This is a genomic window from Bradyrhizobium sp. IC4060, from assembly GCF_020193715.1.
Classification (GTDB): Bacteria; Pseudomonadota; Alphaproteobacteria; order Rhizobiales; family Xanthobacteraceae; genus Bradyrhizobium; species Bradyrhizobium yuanmingense.
The window spans coordinates 637,513-652,847 of the sequence record NZ_JADYVJ010000003.1 but is presented as its reverse complement, the minus strand read 5'-3'; the positions used below and the strand labels follow the sequence as shown (position 1 = coordinate 652,847).

General features: G+C 65.5%; 18 protein-coding genes. 11 read left to right on the top strand and 7 right to left on the bottom strand.

The genetic code is table 11. The features are described 5' to 3' along the window. Positions 1-33 precede the first annotated feature (33 nt). On the bottom strand, positions 34-1,419 hold the full coding sequence (locus I6F16_RS14910; protein WP_035997689.1) for an MATE family efflux transporter: 1,386 nt from the start codon (positions 1,417-1,419) through the stop codon (positions 34-36). An 82-nt stretch (positions 1,420-1,501) separates the two neighbouring features. Next, entirely contained in the window at positions 1,502-2,029 is a 528-nt protein-coding gene (locus tag I6F16_RS14905) for a GNAT family N-acetyltransferase (RefSeq protein WP_225111621.1), read from the bottom strand. A gap of 245 nt (positions 2,030-2,274) precedes the next feature. Between I6F16_RS14905 and I6F16_RS14900 the strand changes: the two genes are divergently transcribed. From I6F16_RS14900 to I6F16_RS14850, 11 genes are all read left to right on the top strand, one after another. Then, positions 2,275-2,871, top strand: a complete 597-nt coding sequence (locus tag I6F16_RS14900; protein ID WP_027573470.1) for a superoxide dismutase — start codon at positions 2,275-2,277, stop codon at positions 2,869-2,871. 257 nt (positions 2,872-3,128) lie between these two features. Next, entirely contained in the window at positions 3,129-3,740 is a 612-nt protein-coding gene (locus I6F16_RS14895) for a permease (RefSeq protein ID WP_225111622.1), read from the top strand. Next, the gene (locus I6F16_RS14890) at positions 3,737-4,237 is read left to right on the top strand and encodes a hypothetical protein (protein ID WP_036036588.1); all 501 of its coding nucleotides are present in this window, start codon (positions 3,737-3,739) and stop codon (positions 4,235-4,237) included. The genes I6F16_RS14895 and I6F16_RS14890 overlap by 4 nt, the downstream gene beginning before the upstream one ends. Positions 4,238-4,293: 56 nt before the next feature. Then, entirely contained in the window at positions 4,294-4,536 is a 243-nt protein-coding gene (locus I6F16_RS14885) for a hypothetical protein (protein WP_225111623.1), read from the top strand. A gap of 2 nt (positions 4,537-4,538) precedes the next feature. Beyond that, positions 4,539-5,294: an ABC transporter ATP-binding protein gene (locus I6F16_RS14880; protein WP_225111624.1), complete on the top strand. Its 756-nt coding sequence runs from the start codon at positions 4,539-4,541 to the stop codon at positions 5,292-5,294. A 6-nt stretch (positions 5,295-5,300) separates the two neighbouring features. Then, positions 5,301-6,170 (top strand): metal ABC transporter permease, encoded by an 870-nt coding sequence (locus I6F16_RS14875; protein WP_035997704.1) that lies wholly within the window; start codon positions 5,301-5,303, stop codon positions 6,168-6,170. A 2-nt stretch (positions 6,171-6,172) separates the two neighbouring features. Beyond that, positions 6,173-7,036 (top strand): metal ABC transporter substrate-binding protein, encoded by an 864-nt coding sequence (locus tag I6F16_RS14870; RefSeq protein ID WP_225111708.1) that lies wholly within the window; start codon positions 6,173-6,175, stop codon positions 7,034-7,036. Between the two features lie 56 nt (positions 7,037-7,092). Beyond that, on the top strand, positions 7,093-8,142 hold the full coding sequence (locus tag I6F16_RS14865) for a GTP-binding protein (protein ID WP_036021358.1): 1,050 nt from the start codon (positions 7,093-7,095) through the stop codon (positions 8,140-8,142). Continuing rightward, positions 8,142-9,161, top strand: coding sequence for a WD-repeat family protein (locus I6F16_RS14860; protein WP_036021360.1), 1,020 nt, complete (start codon positions 8,142-8,144; stop codon positions 9,159-9,161). Before I6F16_RS14865 ends, I6F16_RS14860 begins: the two co-directional genes overlap by 1 nt. Before the next feature lie 30 nt (positions 9,162-9,191). Then, complete coding sequence (locus I6F16_RS14855) at positions 9,192-9,908, top strand: MgtC/SapB family protein (RefSeq protein WP_036021362.1); 717 nt, start codon at positions 9,192-9,194, stop codon at positions 9,906-9,908. Positions 9,909-10,009: 101 nt separating this feature from the next. After that, positions 10,010-10,348 carry a hypothetical protein gene (locus I6F16_RS14850; RefSeq protein ID WP_192893073.1) on the top strand — a complete coding sequence of 113 codons (339 nt, stop codon included), beginning with the start codon at positions 10,010-10,012 and terminating at the stop codon, positions 10,346-10,348. A 151-nt stretch (positions 10,349-10,499) separates the two neighbouring features. On the opposite strand, the gene I6F16_RS14845 is transcribed toward I6F16_RS14850, so the two are convergent. The 5 genes from I6F16_RS14845 to I6F16_RS14825 all read right to left on the bottom strand — a co-directional run bounded on the left by I6F16_RS14845 (position 10,500) and on the right by I6F16_RS14825 (position 15,331). After that, complete coding sequence (locus tag I6F16_RS14845; RefSeq protein WP_035997714.1) at positions 10,500-11,942, bottom strand: homospermidine synthase; 1,443 nt, start codon at positions 11,940-11,942, stop codon at positions 10,500-10,502. Positions 11,943-12,001: 59 nt separating this feature from the next. Next, positions 12,002-12,391: a RidA family protein gene (locus I6F16_RS14840; protein WP_036036634.1), complete on the bottom strand. Its 390-nt coding sequence runs from the start codon at positions 12,389-12,391 to the stop codon at positions 12,002-12,004. 147 nt (positions 12,392-12,538) lie between these two features. Then, complete coding sequence (locus tag I6F16_RS14835; protein ID WP_035997718.1) at positions 12,539-13,126, bottom strand: N-acetyltransferase; 588 nt, start codon at positions 13,124-13,126, stop codon at positions 12,539-12,541. Between the two features lie 134 nt (positions 13,127-13,260). Continuing rightward, positions 13,261-14,403, bottom strand: coding sequence for a type III PLP-dependent enzyme (locus tag I6F16_RS14830; RefSeq protein ID WP_035997723.1), 1,143 nt, complete (start codon positions 14,401-14,403; stop codon positions 13,261-13,263). 673 nt (positions 14,404-15,076) lie between these two features. Then, the gene (locus I6F16_RS14825; RefSeq protein WP_225173832.1) at positions 15,077-15,331 is read right to left on the bottom strand and encodes a hypothetical protein; all 255 of its coding nucleotides are present in this window, start codon (positions 15,329-15,331) and stop codon (positions 15,077-15,079) included. Positions 15,332-15,335 lie beyond the last annotated feature (4 nt).

The following is a 15,335-nucleotide window of genomic DNA, read 5'->3' as shown; positions in this document are numbered from 1 at the left end:
TGAGCTTATCTGCCGGCGCTTATTTGCCTGCGATCATTTGCCCCAGCGCGCGAATGCGACCGAGGCGGCGGTCGAAAGCCCGAACACGACCATGGCGCCCCCGACCAGCGCGAACAGGGTCCAGGCCGGAGCCTGCGCGGTCATCAGTCCGATGCCGCCGATCGCGACGATCAGAAGCCGTGCCGTCGAGGCGAGCACGGGCCCGCCGACGCGTGCGGCGCCTTGCGAGGAGAAGTAAAGCGACACGCCCATGCCGAAGAACACGAAGGCCGGACCGGCCCAGTGGAAATAGCTGTGCGCTGCGGCGGTGACGCCGGGATCGCGGGTGAAGAGCCCGACCCACAGTGACGGCGCGAGCGCAACGACGAGACCGATCAGCCCCACCGTGAGTCCCGAGGCGGCAGCCGCGGTCCAGGCGACACGCCGCGCGCGCTTCACATGCCCGGCGCCGATCGCCATGCCGACCATCGGGACCGAGGCGATGCCGAAGGCGAAGGTGATCGGGATCAGCAGAAATTCCAGCCGCGAGCCGATGCCGTAGCCGGCCAGCATCTCGGTGCCGAAGGTCGCGAGGATCTTCGTGAAGATCAGAATGGTGAGCACGGTCTGCAGCGGCGACAGGCAGGCCACCGCGCCGACTTTGAGAATGTCCAGGAACATCGCGCGCTCGAAATGAAAGGCGCGGACATCCAGCGGCAGCCGGCTGCGCCCCGACAACAGATACCAGATGAAGAAGATCGCCGCGCAGCTGAACGCGATCAGCTGCCCGCTCGCCACGCCCGGCATGCCGAATTGCGGCACTCCGAACAGGCCGAGCCCCAGCGTGCCGCCGAGCACGATCTGCAGCGCGCTCGCGCCGATCAGAATCATCGAAGGCAGGCGCATGTCGCCGGTACCGCGGATCACCGAGGCCAGCGTGTTGACGAGCCAGATCGCGACCGCGCCGGAGAACAGCACCTGCGAATAGCCGCTGGCCTCCTCGAGCACGCGCTCGCGTCCGCCGAGCAGCGCGAAGAAGGAGCGGCCGAAGGCGAGCATCATCACCGTGAAGAACAGCCCGCCGCAAAGGCCGATGATGGCGGCATGCAGCGCCAGCGTGGCGGCGCGGTCGCGATCCCCTGCGCCGAGGGCGCGGCTGATTGCGGACGAGACGCCGCCGCCCATCGCGCCCGCGCTCATCATCTGCGTCAGCATCGCGAACGGAAACACCAGCGCGATCGCGGCGAGCGGGATGGTGCCGAGCCGGCCGATATAGGAGGTCTCAGCCACTGCGACGAGCGTGCTGCCGACCATCGCGATCATGTTGGGGATCGCGAGCCGCAGCAGCGTCGGCAGGATCGGCGCGGTCAGGAGGCTCGCGATGGGGGAGGCGACCGGCGCAACCGGCGGGACGGCATCTGCGGGGGCGTCGATCGTCATGTTCACCGGGCGGAAAATTAAATGATGACCGACATATTATAAGAGAATGAGCCGGCCGGCGCAGCCCTGGCTCACGCAGGGCTCACCACGGCAGGCCGCATAGGTCGATGGTGCCCAGCGTCGGCGCGCGCACGATGTGGAAGACATAGGGCGCCATGTAGGTGAACCGAATCCGCCCTTTCGGCTGTTCGCAATAGACCTCGCCTTTGAACGGCAGCCAGCTCCGGGCCTCGTAGAACGCGAAATTGTGCGGCTCGCAGACCAGTAGGGCGAACCGAACCGCCTCGTTGGCGCGCATGGTATGCACCGCCGCGTCGATCGCCACGGTCGCATAGCCACGGCCGCGCTGGTCCTCGCGCGTCGAGACGCCGCCGATGCCGCCGATATGAACCTTCTGTCCATTCCAGGTGATGGTGCGGAAGTAGATGCCGACATGGCACACGAGACCATCCTCGGGCGTCTCGACCAGCACGCGGAGATCGGCATTGGCCCATTTGACATGAGCCCAGGGCTTGCCTGCGACCAACTGCGGTGCCCAGACCGCCTGAAGTAGCGGCTCGGCCCTCGGCCACGAGGCGTCGCCGTTCAATATGTCGATCTCGATGCTCATGGCCTCGTCCTCCACAGCTCCGCTTCTTCGCGCGTTTGTTCTGTCTTAAGCGCCTCAAAGGCAATGATATTTTACAGCGAACCGCAGGTCTGATCACGGCGGCCGGGTTGCGGCGAATTTGTGCATTCAAGCAGGACGCGCCAAGTCACGCCTTTTCGCAAATTCTGAGGTATTTAATGGCCGCGGAACCTTCTATAAGGGGTGACCGTTAGAACTCGTTCCCCACCAGTTGCGGACAAGAAGCCATGACCTTTACGCTGCCCCCACTTCCTTACGCCTATGACGCCCTCGGCCAGTACATGTCGAAGGAGACGCTGGAATATCACCACGACAAGCATCATCAGGCCTACGTCACCAACGGCAACAACGCGCTCAAGGGGACCGAATGGGAAGGCAAGTCCCTTGAAGAGATCGTCAAGGGCTCGTTCGGCAAGAACCCCGCGGTGTTCAACAACGCCGGCCAGCACTACAACCACATCCACTTCTGGAGCTGGATGAAGCCCAATGGCGGCGGCACCAAGCTGCCGGGCAAGCTCGAGAAGAAGATCAACGAGGACCTCGGCGGCTTCGAGAAGTTCAAGACCGACTTCCAGGCGGCCGGCGTCGGCCAGTTCGGCTCCGGCTGGTGCTGGCTCCAGGTCAAGAACGGCAAGCTCGAGATCTCCAAGACCCCGAACGGCGAGAATCCGCTGGTGCACGGCGCCACACCGATCCTCGGCTGCGACGTCTGGGAGCACTCTTACTACATCGACTATCGCAATCGCCGTCCCGACTATCTCAAGGCGTTCGTCGAGAACCTCGTGAACTGGGAATACGTGGAGTCCCTGTTCGAGAAGGCGTGACAGGTGTCATTCCGGGGCGCGGGAAGCGCGAGCCCGGAATCCATTTGTCTGCTCGGGTGACGCCCGATGGATTCCGGGTTCGGCGCTGACGCGCCGCCCCGGAATGACAGAAACAAAGGCGGTCGCAGGCGCGACCGCCTTTTTGCTGTGCGGAATTGCCCTGCGTGGCGCGCGCATGGGTCTGTCGTCACACCGTTTGCATCGGGGGAACACCGCCCTTAATCAAAACGGGCATCACCCTCGAGCGACCCAGCCCGTTGTCAGAACCTTCCCCGAACAATCCGGTGCCTGGCGGCGACGCGGAATCCGAGCCGCGGCCGGGCCGGGTCCGCAAGCCGATCGGCTGGTCGACCGTCATCATCGCAGCTCTGGTGGCGGTGAGTGCTGCACTGGTCTGGCGGCGGGACGGCACTGACGGCGTTCTGGACATCCTCACCCACGATCTCTCGCTGTTCTCGGGCATCCTGCCGCGCGTGCTCGCCGGCTGCCTGCTCGGCGCCTTTATCTCGGAAATCCTGCCGCACGAGAAGGTCTCGCGCTCGCTCGGGCCGAAATCCGGCCTGATGGGCCTGCTGATCGGCACCGCCTTCGGCGCGATTCTGCCCGGCGGTCCCTTCACCGCCTATCCGGTCGCGAGCGCACTGCTCGCGGTCGGCGCCGATTTCGGCGCCACCATAGCCATGGTCGTGAGCTGGACGCTGATCGGTTATGGCCGGGCGGTCGCCTGGGAAATCCCGATCATGGGCACCGATTTCACGCTGTGGCGGATCGTGATCTCGCTGCCGCTGCCGGTGCTCGCCGGCGCCCTCGGCCGCTTCGTCTATGTCAGGCTCTATCCGAAGCCGCTCGCGAAGGACGACGAGAGTTGAGCGCAGCGCTTCTGATCGACATCCTGCTGTGGGGCTCGGTGCTCGGCGTCGGGCTGATCGCCTTTCGTCGTGGGCGCCCGGTGTTCGTGGCCTCGCTGCGCGAAGGCACGATGGATTTCGTCAACATCGTGCCGCGGATTGCGCTTGGCGTGATCGGCTCCGGCTACATCGCCGCTATCATCCCGCAAGAGGTGATCACCGGCTGGCTCGGCCCTGATAGCGGCTGGCTCGGGGTTGCCACCGCCGTGGTCGCCGGCGCCGCCACGCCCGGCGGTCCCGTGGTCGGCTTCTCCATCGGCACCGTGGCGTTGAAGTCGGGGGGCGGGGTGCCGCAGGTGGTTGCCTATGTCGTCGCCTGGGCGCTGTTCGCCTTCCAGCGGGTGATCTTGTGGGAGATCCCGTTCATGCCCGCCCGTTTCGTCTGGTTCCGCTGCGCCGTCTCGGTGCCGTTCCCATTCGTGGCAGCCGCCATCGCCATGGTGATCGGCAAGCCCTGAGCCGCGATGTCAGTCCCGCCGTGGACAGGCGTAATGTTATAATATAACGTCCGCAAATGGCTCCCGCCGCGTCCCACGCCCACCAGCACGACCATGCTCATGGCCATTCCCATGGTCACGGCCATGGACATTCGCACGGGCACGATCACGCCCACGCCCATGTCCACGATGCGACGTCGCCGCATCCGACCCAGACCGCGCCTTGGTCGATCCTGCGCATGACCATGGCGGGCCGTCTCGCGGCCGCGCTCGCGGTCTGTGCCGTGCTGTGGGGCATCGTCTTGCTGGCGATGAGGTGACGATGGCAGCGTTGCACTTTCACAACGTCACGCTCGGCTATGACCGGCACCCCGCCGTGCATCATCTCAGCGGCGAGGTCGCGCCGGGCGCGCTGGTCGCCGTGATCGGCCCGAATGGCGCCGGCAAGTCGACGCTGTTGCGCGGCATCGTCGGCATCCTCAAGCCGCTCGACGGGACGATCCATCTCGGCGGGCTCGACGCCCGCGACATCGCCTATCTGCCGCAGAGCGCGGAGATCGACCGCAGCTTCCCGATCTCGGTGTTCGATTTCATCGGCACCGGGCTGTGGCGTGGCACAGGCCTGTTCGGCGGCATCGGCAAGGCCGCGCGCGACAAGATTCTCCGGGCAATCGGAGCAGTTGGCCTCAGCGGTTTCGAGAACCGCCCGATCGGCACGCTCTCCGGCGGTCAGATGCAGCGCGTGCTGTTCGCCCGTGTGCTGCTCCAGGATGCCAGCCTGATCGTGCTCGACGAGCCCTTCAACGCCATCGACAGCAAGACCACCGCCGATCTGCTCGCGCTGGTGAAGCGCTGGCACGGCGAGGGCCGTACCGTGCTCGCCGCGCTGCACGACATGGAGATGGTGCGCAACCACTTCGCCGAAACGCTGGTGCTGGCGCGCGGCCCGGTCGCGTGGGGCCCGACGGCGGAGGTGCTGACGCCGGAAAATCTGCTGGTCGCGATGCGAATGTGCGAGGCCTTCGACGACAGCGCGGCGGCCTGCGCGGCCGATGATATCAGCTCGCGGGCGGCCTGATATCCGATGCTCTATGACGCGCTGATCGGTCCGTTCACCGAATTCGAGTTCATGCGGCGCGCGCTCGCCGCGGTGATCGCGTTGGCGCTGGCGGGGGCGCCGATCGGCGTGTTCCTGATGCTGCGGCGGATGAGCCTCGTCGGCGACGCCATGGCGCACGCGATCCTGCCTGGCGCGGCGGTTGGTTTCCTGCTCTCCGGCCTCAATCTGTTCGCGATGACGGCCGGCGGCCTGGTCGCCGGCTTTGCCGTCGCGATCCTCGCTGGCGTGGTCGCACGCTCGACCGGGCTGAAGGAGGACGCCTCGCTCGCGACCTTCTATCTCGCTTCGCTTGCGCTCGGCGTCACCATCGTCTCGATCAAGGGCACCAACATCGATCTCCTGCACGTGCTGTTCGGCAACATCCTCGCAATGGACGATCAGACGCTGTTGGTGGTCGCCTTCAACGCCACGGTGACGCTGCTGGTGCTCGCGGTGATCTACCGCCCGCTGGTGATCGAGAGCGTCGATCCCCTGTTCCTGCGCACCGTGAGCCGCGCCGGTGGCCCCGCCCATCTCGCCTTCCTCGCGCTGGTCGTCATCAACCTCGTCAACGGCTTTCAGGCGCTGGGCACGCTGCTGGCGGTGGGGCTGATGATCCTGCCTGCGGGCATCGCAAGGTTCTGGTCGCGCGATCTCACCGCGATGATCTGCATCGCCGTCATTGCTGCCGGGGTCTCCGGCTATGCCGGCCTCGTGCTCTCATTCCAGACCCGCGTGCCCTCGGGTCCCGCGATCATTCTGGTAGCGACGGTGCTCTACATCGTCTCCGTCCTGTTCGGCCGCGTCGGCGGCATCGTCCGGCAGCTGTTTCCCGGCCGGCATCTGGAAGCATGACGATGCGGCTCATCCTGGTTTGTGCGCTGTTGCTGATCGCCTCGCCGCTTGAGGCCGCGGAGCGGCTCAACGTCGTCGCGAGTTTCTCGATCCTCGGCGATTTCGTCCGTAATGTCGGTGGCGACCGCATCAACCTGACGACGCTGGTCGGGCCCGACGGCGACGTCCACGTCTATACGCCGGCCCCTAGCGATGCCAAGCGGGTCGCGGCGGCGAAGCTCGTCATCGTCAACGGGCTCGGGCTGGAGGGCTGGCTGCCGCGCCTCGTGCAATCCGCAGGGAGCAAGGCCAAGGTGATCACCGCAAGCGCCGGCATCGCGCCGCTGAAGCTGGGCTCGGCCGCTGATCCCCACGCCTGGCAGTCCATCCTGAACGCCAAGATCTACGTCACCGACATTGCGAGCGCGCTCGCCACGGCCGTTCCTGACGATGCGGAGTTCTTCCGCGCCCAGGCCAAGGCCTATCTGGAAAAGCTCGAAGCCCTCGACCGCGAGGTCCGCGACGCTGTCGCAAAAATCCCGCCGGAGCGGCGCAAGGTGATCTCCACCCATGACGCCTTCGGCTATTTCTCCAGCGAATACGGTATCCGGTTCATCGCCCCCCGGGGCGTCTCCACGGAGAGCGAGCCGAGCGCGCGAGATATCGCCGCCATCATCGGCCAGATCAAGGCCCAGAAAATCCCGGCCGTGTTCCTTGAAAATATCAGCGACGATCGCCTGATCCGGCGGATCGCCGCCGAGACCGGCGCCAAGGTCGGTGGCACCCTGGTTTCGGACGGTTTGACCGGCGAAAAGGGCCCTGCACCCACTTACATTGACATGGTCAGGCACAATATAAAGGCCCTGACCAGCGCGCTTGACCATTAGGGCAGGGGCCACCCCGCCTCGCGTCGCGCGAAAAAGCCTTGAAGTCCGGAGTTGTTATGTCTGACGCGACCTCCCAGAAGATTCCCGTGACCGTGCTGACCGGCTATCTCGGCGCCGGCAAGACCACGCTGCTCAACCGCATCCTGTCGGAGAACCACGGCAAGAAATACGCCGTCATCGTCAACGAATTCGGCGAGATCGGGATCGACAACGACCTCATCATCGGCGCCGATGAGGAAGTGTTCGAGATGAACAACGGCTGCATCTGCTGCACCGTGCGCGGCGACCTCGTCCGCATCATGGACGGCCTGATGAAGCGCAAGGGCAAGTTCGACGCCATCATCGTCGAGACCACCGGTCTTGCCGATCCCGCCCCCGTCGCGCAGACTTTCTTCGTCGATGAGGACGTGCAGAAGAACGCCCGGCTCGATGCGGTCGTGACGGTCGCCGACGCCAAATGGCTGTCCGACCGTTTGAAGGATGCACCAGAGGCCAAGAACCAGATCGCCTTTGCCGACGTCATCGTTCTGAACAAGACCGACCTCGTCAACAAGGGCGAGCTCGCCGAGGTCGAGGCCCGCATCCGCGGCATCAATCCCTATGCGAAGCTGCATCGCACCGAGCGCTGCGCGGTGGCGCTGGCCGACGTGCTCGACCGCGGCGCATTCGACCTCGACCGCATCCTCGACATCGAGCCTGACTTCCTGGAGGCCGACGATCATGACCACGATCATGATCATCACCACCATCACGGCCACGATCACCATCACCATGATCACGGCCACGGCCTGAAGCACTATCACGACGAGGAGATGCAATCGCTCTCGCTCAAGACCGACAAGCCGCTAGATCCCAACGTGTTCATGCCCTGGCTGCAGAACCTGGTGCAGGTCGAGGGCGGCAAGATCCTGCGCTCCAAGGGCATCCTCGCCTTCCTCGACGACGACGATCGCTACGTCTTCCAGGGCGTCCACATGATGCTGGAGGGCAACCACCAGCGGAAGTGGAAGGAGGGCGAGCCGCGCGAGAGCCGCCTCGTCTTCATCGGCCGCGAATTGCCCGAAGAGGCGATCCGCAAGGGTTTCGAGAGCTGCATCGTCTCGTGATGAAAGAGTTTACGCCAGCGCCCGAGTCCGCTTCGATCGTTTCCGTCACCGACCGCGTCCAGCCGATTGCGCTCGGCATGGCCGTGACCTCGGTGCATTTCCTGAAGGATCGCGCCGCCTTCGTCGGCGGCGAGGAGAACGTCGCATTCGTCGATGCCAATTGCGAGATCACCACGGTTGCCGTGCATAGCGGCGGCATTCTCTCGACCGCCTCCGACGGCAAGCGCCTCGTCATGGGCGGCGACGACGGCAAGGTCGTCTCGATCGATGCCAAGGGCGAGGTGACGCTGCTCGCCACCGATCCCAAGCGGCGCTGGATCGACGCGGTGGCGCTGCACGCCGACGGCGCGTTCGCCTGGTCGGCCGGCAAGACCGCGACCGTCAAGAGCGGCAAGGCTGAGGAGAAGTCGATCGACGTGCCCTCGACGGTCGGCGGCCTTGCCTTCGCGCCGAAGGGCCTGCGGCTCGCAATCGCGCATTACAACGGCGTGACGCTGTGGTTTCCGAACATGGCGGGATCGGCCGAATTCCTGCCTTGGGCCGGCTCGCATCACGCGGTCACCTTCAGCCCCGACAACAAATTCCTGGTCACCGCCATGCACGAGCCGGCGCTGCACGGCTGGCGGCTCGCCGACAACAGGCACATGCGCATGACCGGCTATCCCGGCCGCGTCCGCTCGATGTCGTGGAGCGCCGGCGGCAAGGGGCTGGCGACGTCGGGCGCCGACACGGTGATCATCTGGCCGTTCGGCAGCAAGGACGGTCCGATGGGCAAGGAGCCCGCGATGCTCGCGCCGCTGCAGGCGCGCGTCTCCGCGGTCGCCTGTCATCCCAAGAACGACATCCTCGCCGCCGGTTACAGCGATGGCACCGTGCTGATGGTCCGTCTGGAGGATGGCGCGGAGATCCTGGTCCGCCGCAATGGCACGCCGCCGGTGGCCGCGATCGCCTGGAACGCCAAAGGCACGCTGCTGGCCTTTGCCGACGAAAATGGGGACGGCGGTCTGCTCGAGCTTTAATCTGTCATGGTTCCCGCCGTATAGGGAACCATGCGATTTCTGACGACCTTCCAGCTTGCCGACTTTGGCGACACCCTGGTCAGCCTGATCACGGCCTTCGTGCTGGGCACGCTGATCGGCGCCGAACGGCAATACCGTCAGCGCACCGCGGGGCTGCGCACCAACGTGCTGGTCGCGGTGGGCGCTGCCGCCTTCGTCGATCTCGCCATGCAGCTGGATGGCGCCGACGGCGCGGTCCGGGTGATCGCCTATGTCGTCTCCGGCATCGGCTTCCTGGGAGCCGGCGTCATCATGAAGCAGGGCATGGATGTGCGCGGGCTCAACACCGCGGCGACGCTGTGGGCCTCGGCCGCGGTCGGCTCCTGTGCGGGCGCCGACATGATCGCACAGGCGGCCGCGCTGACCGTGTTCGTCATCGCCGGCAACACCATGCTGCGCCCGCTGGTCAACGCCATCAACCGCATCCCGCTGAACGAGAAGGCGCTGGAGGCGACCTACTATTTCAAGCTCGCAGTTGCGGCCGACGCCTTGCCCGACATGCGTGACCGCCTCGTCGACAAGCTCGAAGCGGCGAAATATGCCGTGGCCGATATCGAAGTCGCCGAGATCAGCGAGGGCATTCTGGAGATCGCCGCCAAGCTGGTTGCGACCGCGGTCGACCCGAACGAGCTGAACGCGGTCGCGACCGATCTGCAGCATCTGCCAGGCGTCCGGCATGCAACATGGGAAGTCAGCACGACGGAGTAGCGCGGCGTTTTGGCGCGTGCGGGTGGGTTCCGCGCGTTTTCAGGTTCCGGAACCGGCGCGCCCCAGTTTCGTTGATTCCGCGAACAAAGGCGGTGATCGACATGCCCGGCCGAGATGACAAACGTAGACTGAAGCTCAACCTGACAATCGCCGGTGCGCTGTTCGCAGCAGGCGTTGCGGTGTCGGTGATGTCCCTAGCGCAAATCCGCGCCGAAAGCCGCATGCAGCTGGCGCAGGCGACGCCCCCGCTCCAGGGCACCCCGTCCGACGAACAGAGCAAGGTGCCCGCGGAGGCGAAGCCCGGCGGTGATCGCCCGACCACGCCGGCCCCCGAGCCGGCACGGCCGGATCCGCAGACTCAGGGCGCGGCTGGTGCGGCCAAACCGGCGCTGCCGCCGGCCCCGGCCGAGAAGATCGCGCCGCCGATGGAGAAGAAGTAGTTTTTCCGGTCATTCCGGGGCGCGCGAAGCGCGAACTACGGTGCGCAATTGCGCACCGGAGAATCCATTTACCTGCAGAGTCTGCCGCCCGATGGATTCCGGGCTCGCGCCAAGTGGCGCGCCCCGGAATGACGGGCGGAGAGAGCCCGCCTCACCGCACCAGAATATTCCGGAACTGCCAGGGATCGCTGGTGTCGATGTCCTCCGGGAACAGTCCCGGACGATCCGTCAGCGGCGTCCAGTCGGTATAAAAGCCCTTCACCGGGCCGAGATAGGGCAGCTGAATTTCGAGCAGGCGCTCGAAATCCATCTCGTCGGCCTCGACGATGCCTTCGTTCGGGTTCTCCAGCGCCCAGACCATGCCGCCGAGCACGGCGGAGGTCACCTGCAGGCCGGTGGCGTTCTGGTAGGGCGCGAGCTCGCGGGTCTCTTCGATGGAGAGCTGCGAGCCGAACCAATAGGCGTTCTTGTCGTGGCCGAACAGCAGCACGCCAAGCTCGTCGATGCCGTCGACGATCTCGTTCTCGTCGAGGATGTGGTGCTTCTCCTGCATCTTCCCGGCGCGGCCGAACATTTCATGCAGCGACAGCACGGCATCGTCGGCCGGATGGTAGGCATAGTGGCAGGTCGGCCGGTAGATCGCCTTGCCCGACGCATCGCGCACGGTGAAGTAATCGGCGATCGAGATCGACTCGTTGTGGGTGACGAGGAAGCCATACTGGGCGCCGCGGGTCGGGCACCAGGTGCGCACGCGCGTGTTGGCGCCGGGCTGCATCAGATAGATGGCAGCGCCGCAGCCGGCTTCATGGGTGTGCGCATTCTCGGGCATCCATTTCTCGTGGGTGCCCCAGCCGAGCTCGGATGGCTGCATGCCTTCCGACAGGAAGCCTTCCACCGACCAGGTGTTGACGAAGACGTCCGGCTCCTTCGGCTTCTTCGAGCGCTGGGTGTCGCGCTCGGCGATGTGGATGCCCTTGATGCCGGCCTGCCGCATCAAATCCGCCCATTCGCCCTTGGTCTTCGGCCTGGGTGCATTGAGCTTCAGATCGGCGGCGACATTGAGCAGCGCCTGCTTGACGAAGAAGGAGACCATGCCGGGATTGGCGCCGCAGCAGGAGATGGCTGTGGTCGAGCCGGCGGGGCGCGCCTTCTTGGCGGCCAGCGTCGTTTCGCGTAGCGCGTAATTGGAGCGCGCTTCCGGACCCTTCGAGGAATCGAAATAGAAGCCAAGCCAGGGCTCGTTGACGGTGTCGATGTAGAGCGCGCCGAGCTCGTTGCAGAGCTCCATGATGTCGGTCGAGCCGGTATCGACCGACAGATTGACGCAGAACCCCTGGCCGCCGCCCTCGGTGAGCAGTGGGGTCAGCACCTCGCGGTAATTGTCCTTGGTCAGCCCCTTCTGGATGAAGCGGACATTGTGCTTCTCGCAAAGCGCCTTGCGGCCCTCGTCCTTGGGATCGAGCACGGTGATGCGCGACTTGTCGTAGTCCAGATGCCGCTCGATCAGGGGCAGCGTGCCTTTGCCGATGGAGCCGAAGCCGACCATGACGATGGGGCCGGTGATCTTCGCGTAGATCTGCGAGGGAGGGCTCATGGGATGGATTCTCCGGAACGTGCTGGCAGTGAGGGATGGATCAGGCGCTGCAGGGCTTGTCAGATGCTGCGGCGCTTGGCGGTGACTTCAATCTCGACCTTCATCTCGGGCCTCGCCAGGGCAGAGACGACCAGCAAGGTCGCCGCCGGCCTGATGTCGCCGAGGACCTCGCCGCAGACGGCGAAGTGGGCATCGATATAGCTGGCGTCGGTCACGTAATAGGTCGCACGGACGATATCGGCCATCTCGAATCCGCCCTCCTTCAGGGCGGCGGCGATGGTCTTGAAGCAGTTGCGTGACTGGCTCGTGACATCTGATGGCATCGTCATCGTGGTGTAGTCATAGCCGGTCGTTCCCGCGACGAAGGCGAACTCGCCGTCGATCACGGCACGGCTGTAGCCGACGGACTTCTCGAGCGGGGAGCCGGTGGAGATCAGGCGACGGGACATGGTCATGGGCCTCGACTGAAGGGGGTGTTTCGCGGGGTTAAAGGGCGTTTCCGGCGCCTGCGCAACCCCAAAGGAACGGGCCTCGCGCAGGCGCGGCAGGGCGTTGCCGCTCAATGCGGCTGCGGTCGTCGCTACACGAGCGATCCCTCAGGCCGCGTGCGCCTCAGGCGCGCGAACCGACCTCCGTTTGGGCAGGGCCGCGCCGGTCGGGACGATCATCCCGGCGGCGCCATCAAGCGCGCCATCAGTGAACTCGATCGCCAGCAGGCGGTTGCGCTCGAACGGGCCGGGCAGCGACAGCTCGGCGGTCTTCTCGGCTGTGAAGCCGAAGCGGGCGTAATAGGGGGCATCGCCGAGCAGGATCACGGCGCCATGCCCGCGCGCCCGGGCGGCAGCCAGCGCTTGTTGCATCAGCGCGGCGCCGATCCCGAGCTCGCGGCAGGCAGGGTCGACCGCCAGCGGTCCGAGGACCAGAGCGGGCCTGCCTCCGGCGCTGACATGCCACAGCCGCACGGTTCCCACGAGCTTGCCCTCGCGCATCGCCGACAGGGCAAGGCCTGCAGCGGGCGCGCGTCCGTCGCGCAGGCGCTGGCAGGTGCGGCCATGGCGGTTCTCGCCAAAGCAGGCATCGAGCAGCGCTTCACGCGTCGCGACGTCTCCAGCACGTTCCGCACGGATCACGAACGGAGCGGCTTTCGAGGTGAGGGCAACTTGCGGCTTCCGAGGAGCAGTCATGGCACGTCAGTCCCCGCTTGAACCGGCGTGCGCACAGCACGCCTGTCCAAGACGTCGTCAGAAATCGAGATGTTGGATGAGGAGCCGGCGGACCGGCTCCCGGGTTCGTCAGGCCTCTGGAAAAGAGAGGCGGATCAGATGTGGTACGTCCGCAGCGGCGGAATGCCGTTGAACGCCACCGACGAGTAGGTCGACGTATAAGCCCCGGTGCCTTCGATCAGCACCTTGTCGCCGATCTCGAGCGTCACCGGAAGCGGATACGGGGTCTTCTCGTACAGCACATCGGCGCTGTCGCAGGTCGGACCTGCGAGCACGCACGGGGTCATGTCCGCGCCGTCGTGACGGGTGCGGATGGCGTAGCGGATCGACTCGTCCATGGTCTCGGCGAGACCGCCGAACTTGCCGATGTCCAGGTACACCCAGCGCACCTCGTCCTCATCGCTCTTCTTCGAGATGAGCACGACCTCGGATTCGATGATGCCGGCGTTGCCCACCATGCCGCGGCCCGGCTCGATGATGGTCTCCGGGATCTGGTTGCCGAAGTGCTTGCGCAGCGCGCGGAAGATCGAGCGGCCGTAGGTGACGACCGGCGGCACGTCCTTCAGGTACTTGGTCGGGAAGCCGCCGCCCATGTTGACCATGGACAGGTTGATGCCGCGTTCGGCGCAGTCGCGGAACACCTGCGAGGCCATCGCCAGTGCACGGTCCCACGCCTTCACCTTGCGCTGCTGCGAGCCGACATGGAAGGAGATGCCGCACGGCTCCAGGCCCAGGCGCTTGGCGAGGTCGAGCACCTCGACCGCCATTTCCGGGTCGCAGCCGAACTTGCGCGACAGCGGCCACTCGGCGCCGGCGCAGTCATAGAGGATGCGGCAGAACACCTTTGCACCGGGAGCGGCGCGGGCGATCTTCTCGACCTCGGCGGCGCAATCGACCGCGAACAGGCGAATGCCGAGCGCGAAGGCGCGAGCGATGTCGCGCTCTTTCTTGATCGTGTTGCCGAAGGAGATGCGGTCGGGCGTCGCACCCGCAGCCAGCGCCATCTCGATCTCGGCGACCGTGGCGGTGTCGAAGCAGGAGCCCATGGACGCCAGCAAGGCCAGCACTTCCGGCGCCGGGTTCGCCTTGACGGCATAGAACACGCGGCTGTCGGGCAGCGCCTTGGCGAAGCTCTGGTAATTGTCGCGCACGACCTCGAGGTCGACGACGAGGCACGGCTCGGTGTCGAGGCCTTCGTTGCGGCGGTTGCGCAGGAATTCCTGGATACGTTCGGTCATGGCACTCTCCAACGGTCCCAGCGACGGGAGCCGTATCAACGTGACGTCTGATGAGAGTGCTTCGGCCGCATCGCGCGATGGAGGCGCGCTGGGGCCAAAAAACTCAAACCAGACTGTGCTGCCGTGGATTGGTTGGGAGAGTTTCCCGCCCGCTCACCTGGCAATGAAGGACAAGCCTTTTCAGTAGCCCGCGCCGGCGTTGGACTGCCGGTAGAGACCAAAAAAGCCCGATCCGTCGTTGCTTTAAGTCGCGTCCCCCGTTGAGAGCGGGGTGCGCCGGTTCGCCTCCGGCTGCCAGTCACGGTTGCAAAGAGCGAAGTTACCTTCGACATGGCATCTCTTTGAGAGAGATGCTGGGCGCTCCGGGTTTGCTTCGGTCGCTCGACGTTTCAGTCTCGACTTCCGCACTTCCGAAGAGCCCCTCGGCTTCTTCACCCCTTGGCGGCTGTCCGGCCTCTTGTCCGGATACCTACCGACTGACACACGACCACAGGCACGTGCGAAATTGGGCAAGTCCGCACATAAGCGTTTTGACTCTGGTTCGCAAGAATTTTTTTAGGCTGCGGACAGGATTGCCTAACATCTGCTTGCGCACTGTTGCGCGAGCGACGCGGAAGATGAACGCGCGTTAAGTTTTCGCCGCGCAGCGCGTGCTGCCCACGCGCGAGACGCGTCAGCCGCGCTTGGTGAAGGGCTCGATGCGCTGAGCGCCGCGGATGAAGGCGGTCATCACGAGCACGCCGAGTGCGAACAGCACGGCCTGCAGGCTATGGGCGCCCTGGTCGCCGAGCCCGAACAGGATCGCGAGCGCCCAGCCGCCGGCAAACGCCGCGCCGAACACCTCCGCGCCGATCAGGATGGCGGCGCTGATGACGGTGATGACGCTGGACCAGACGATCTGGCGGGACGATGAAGAAGGCGCGTTCATGGTT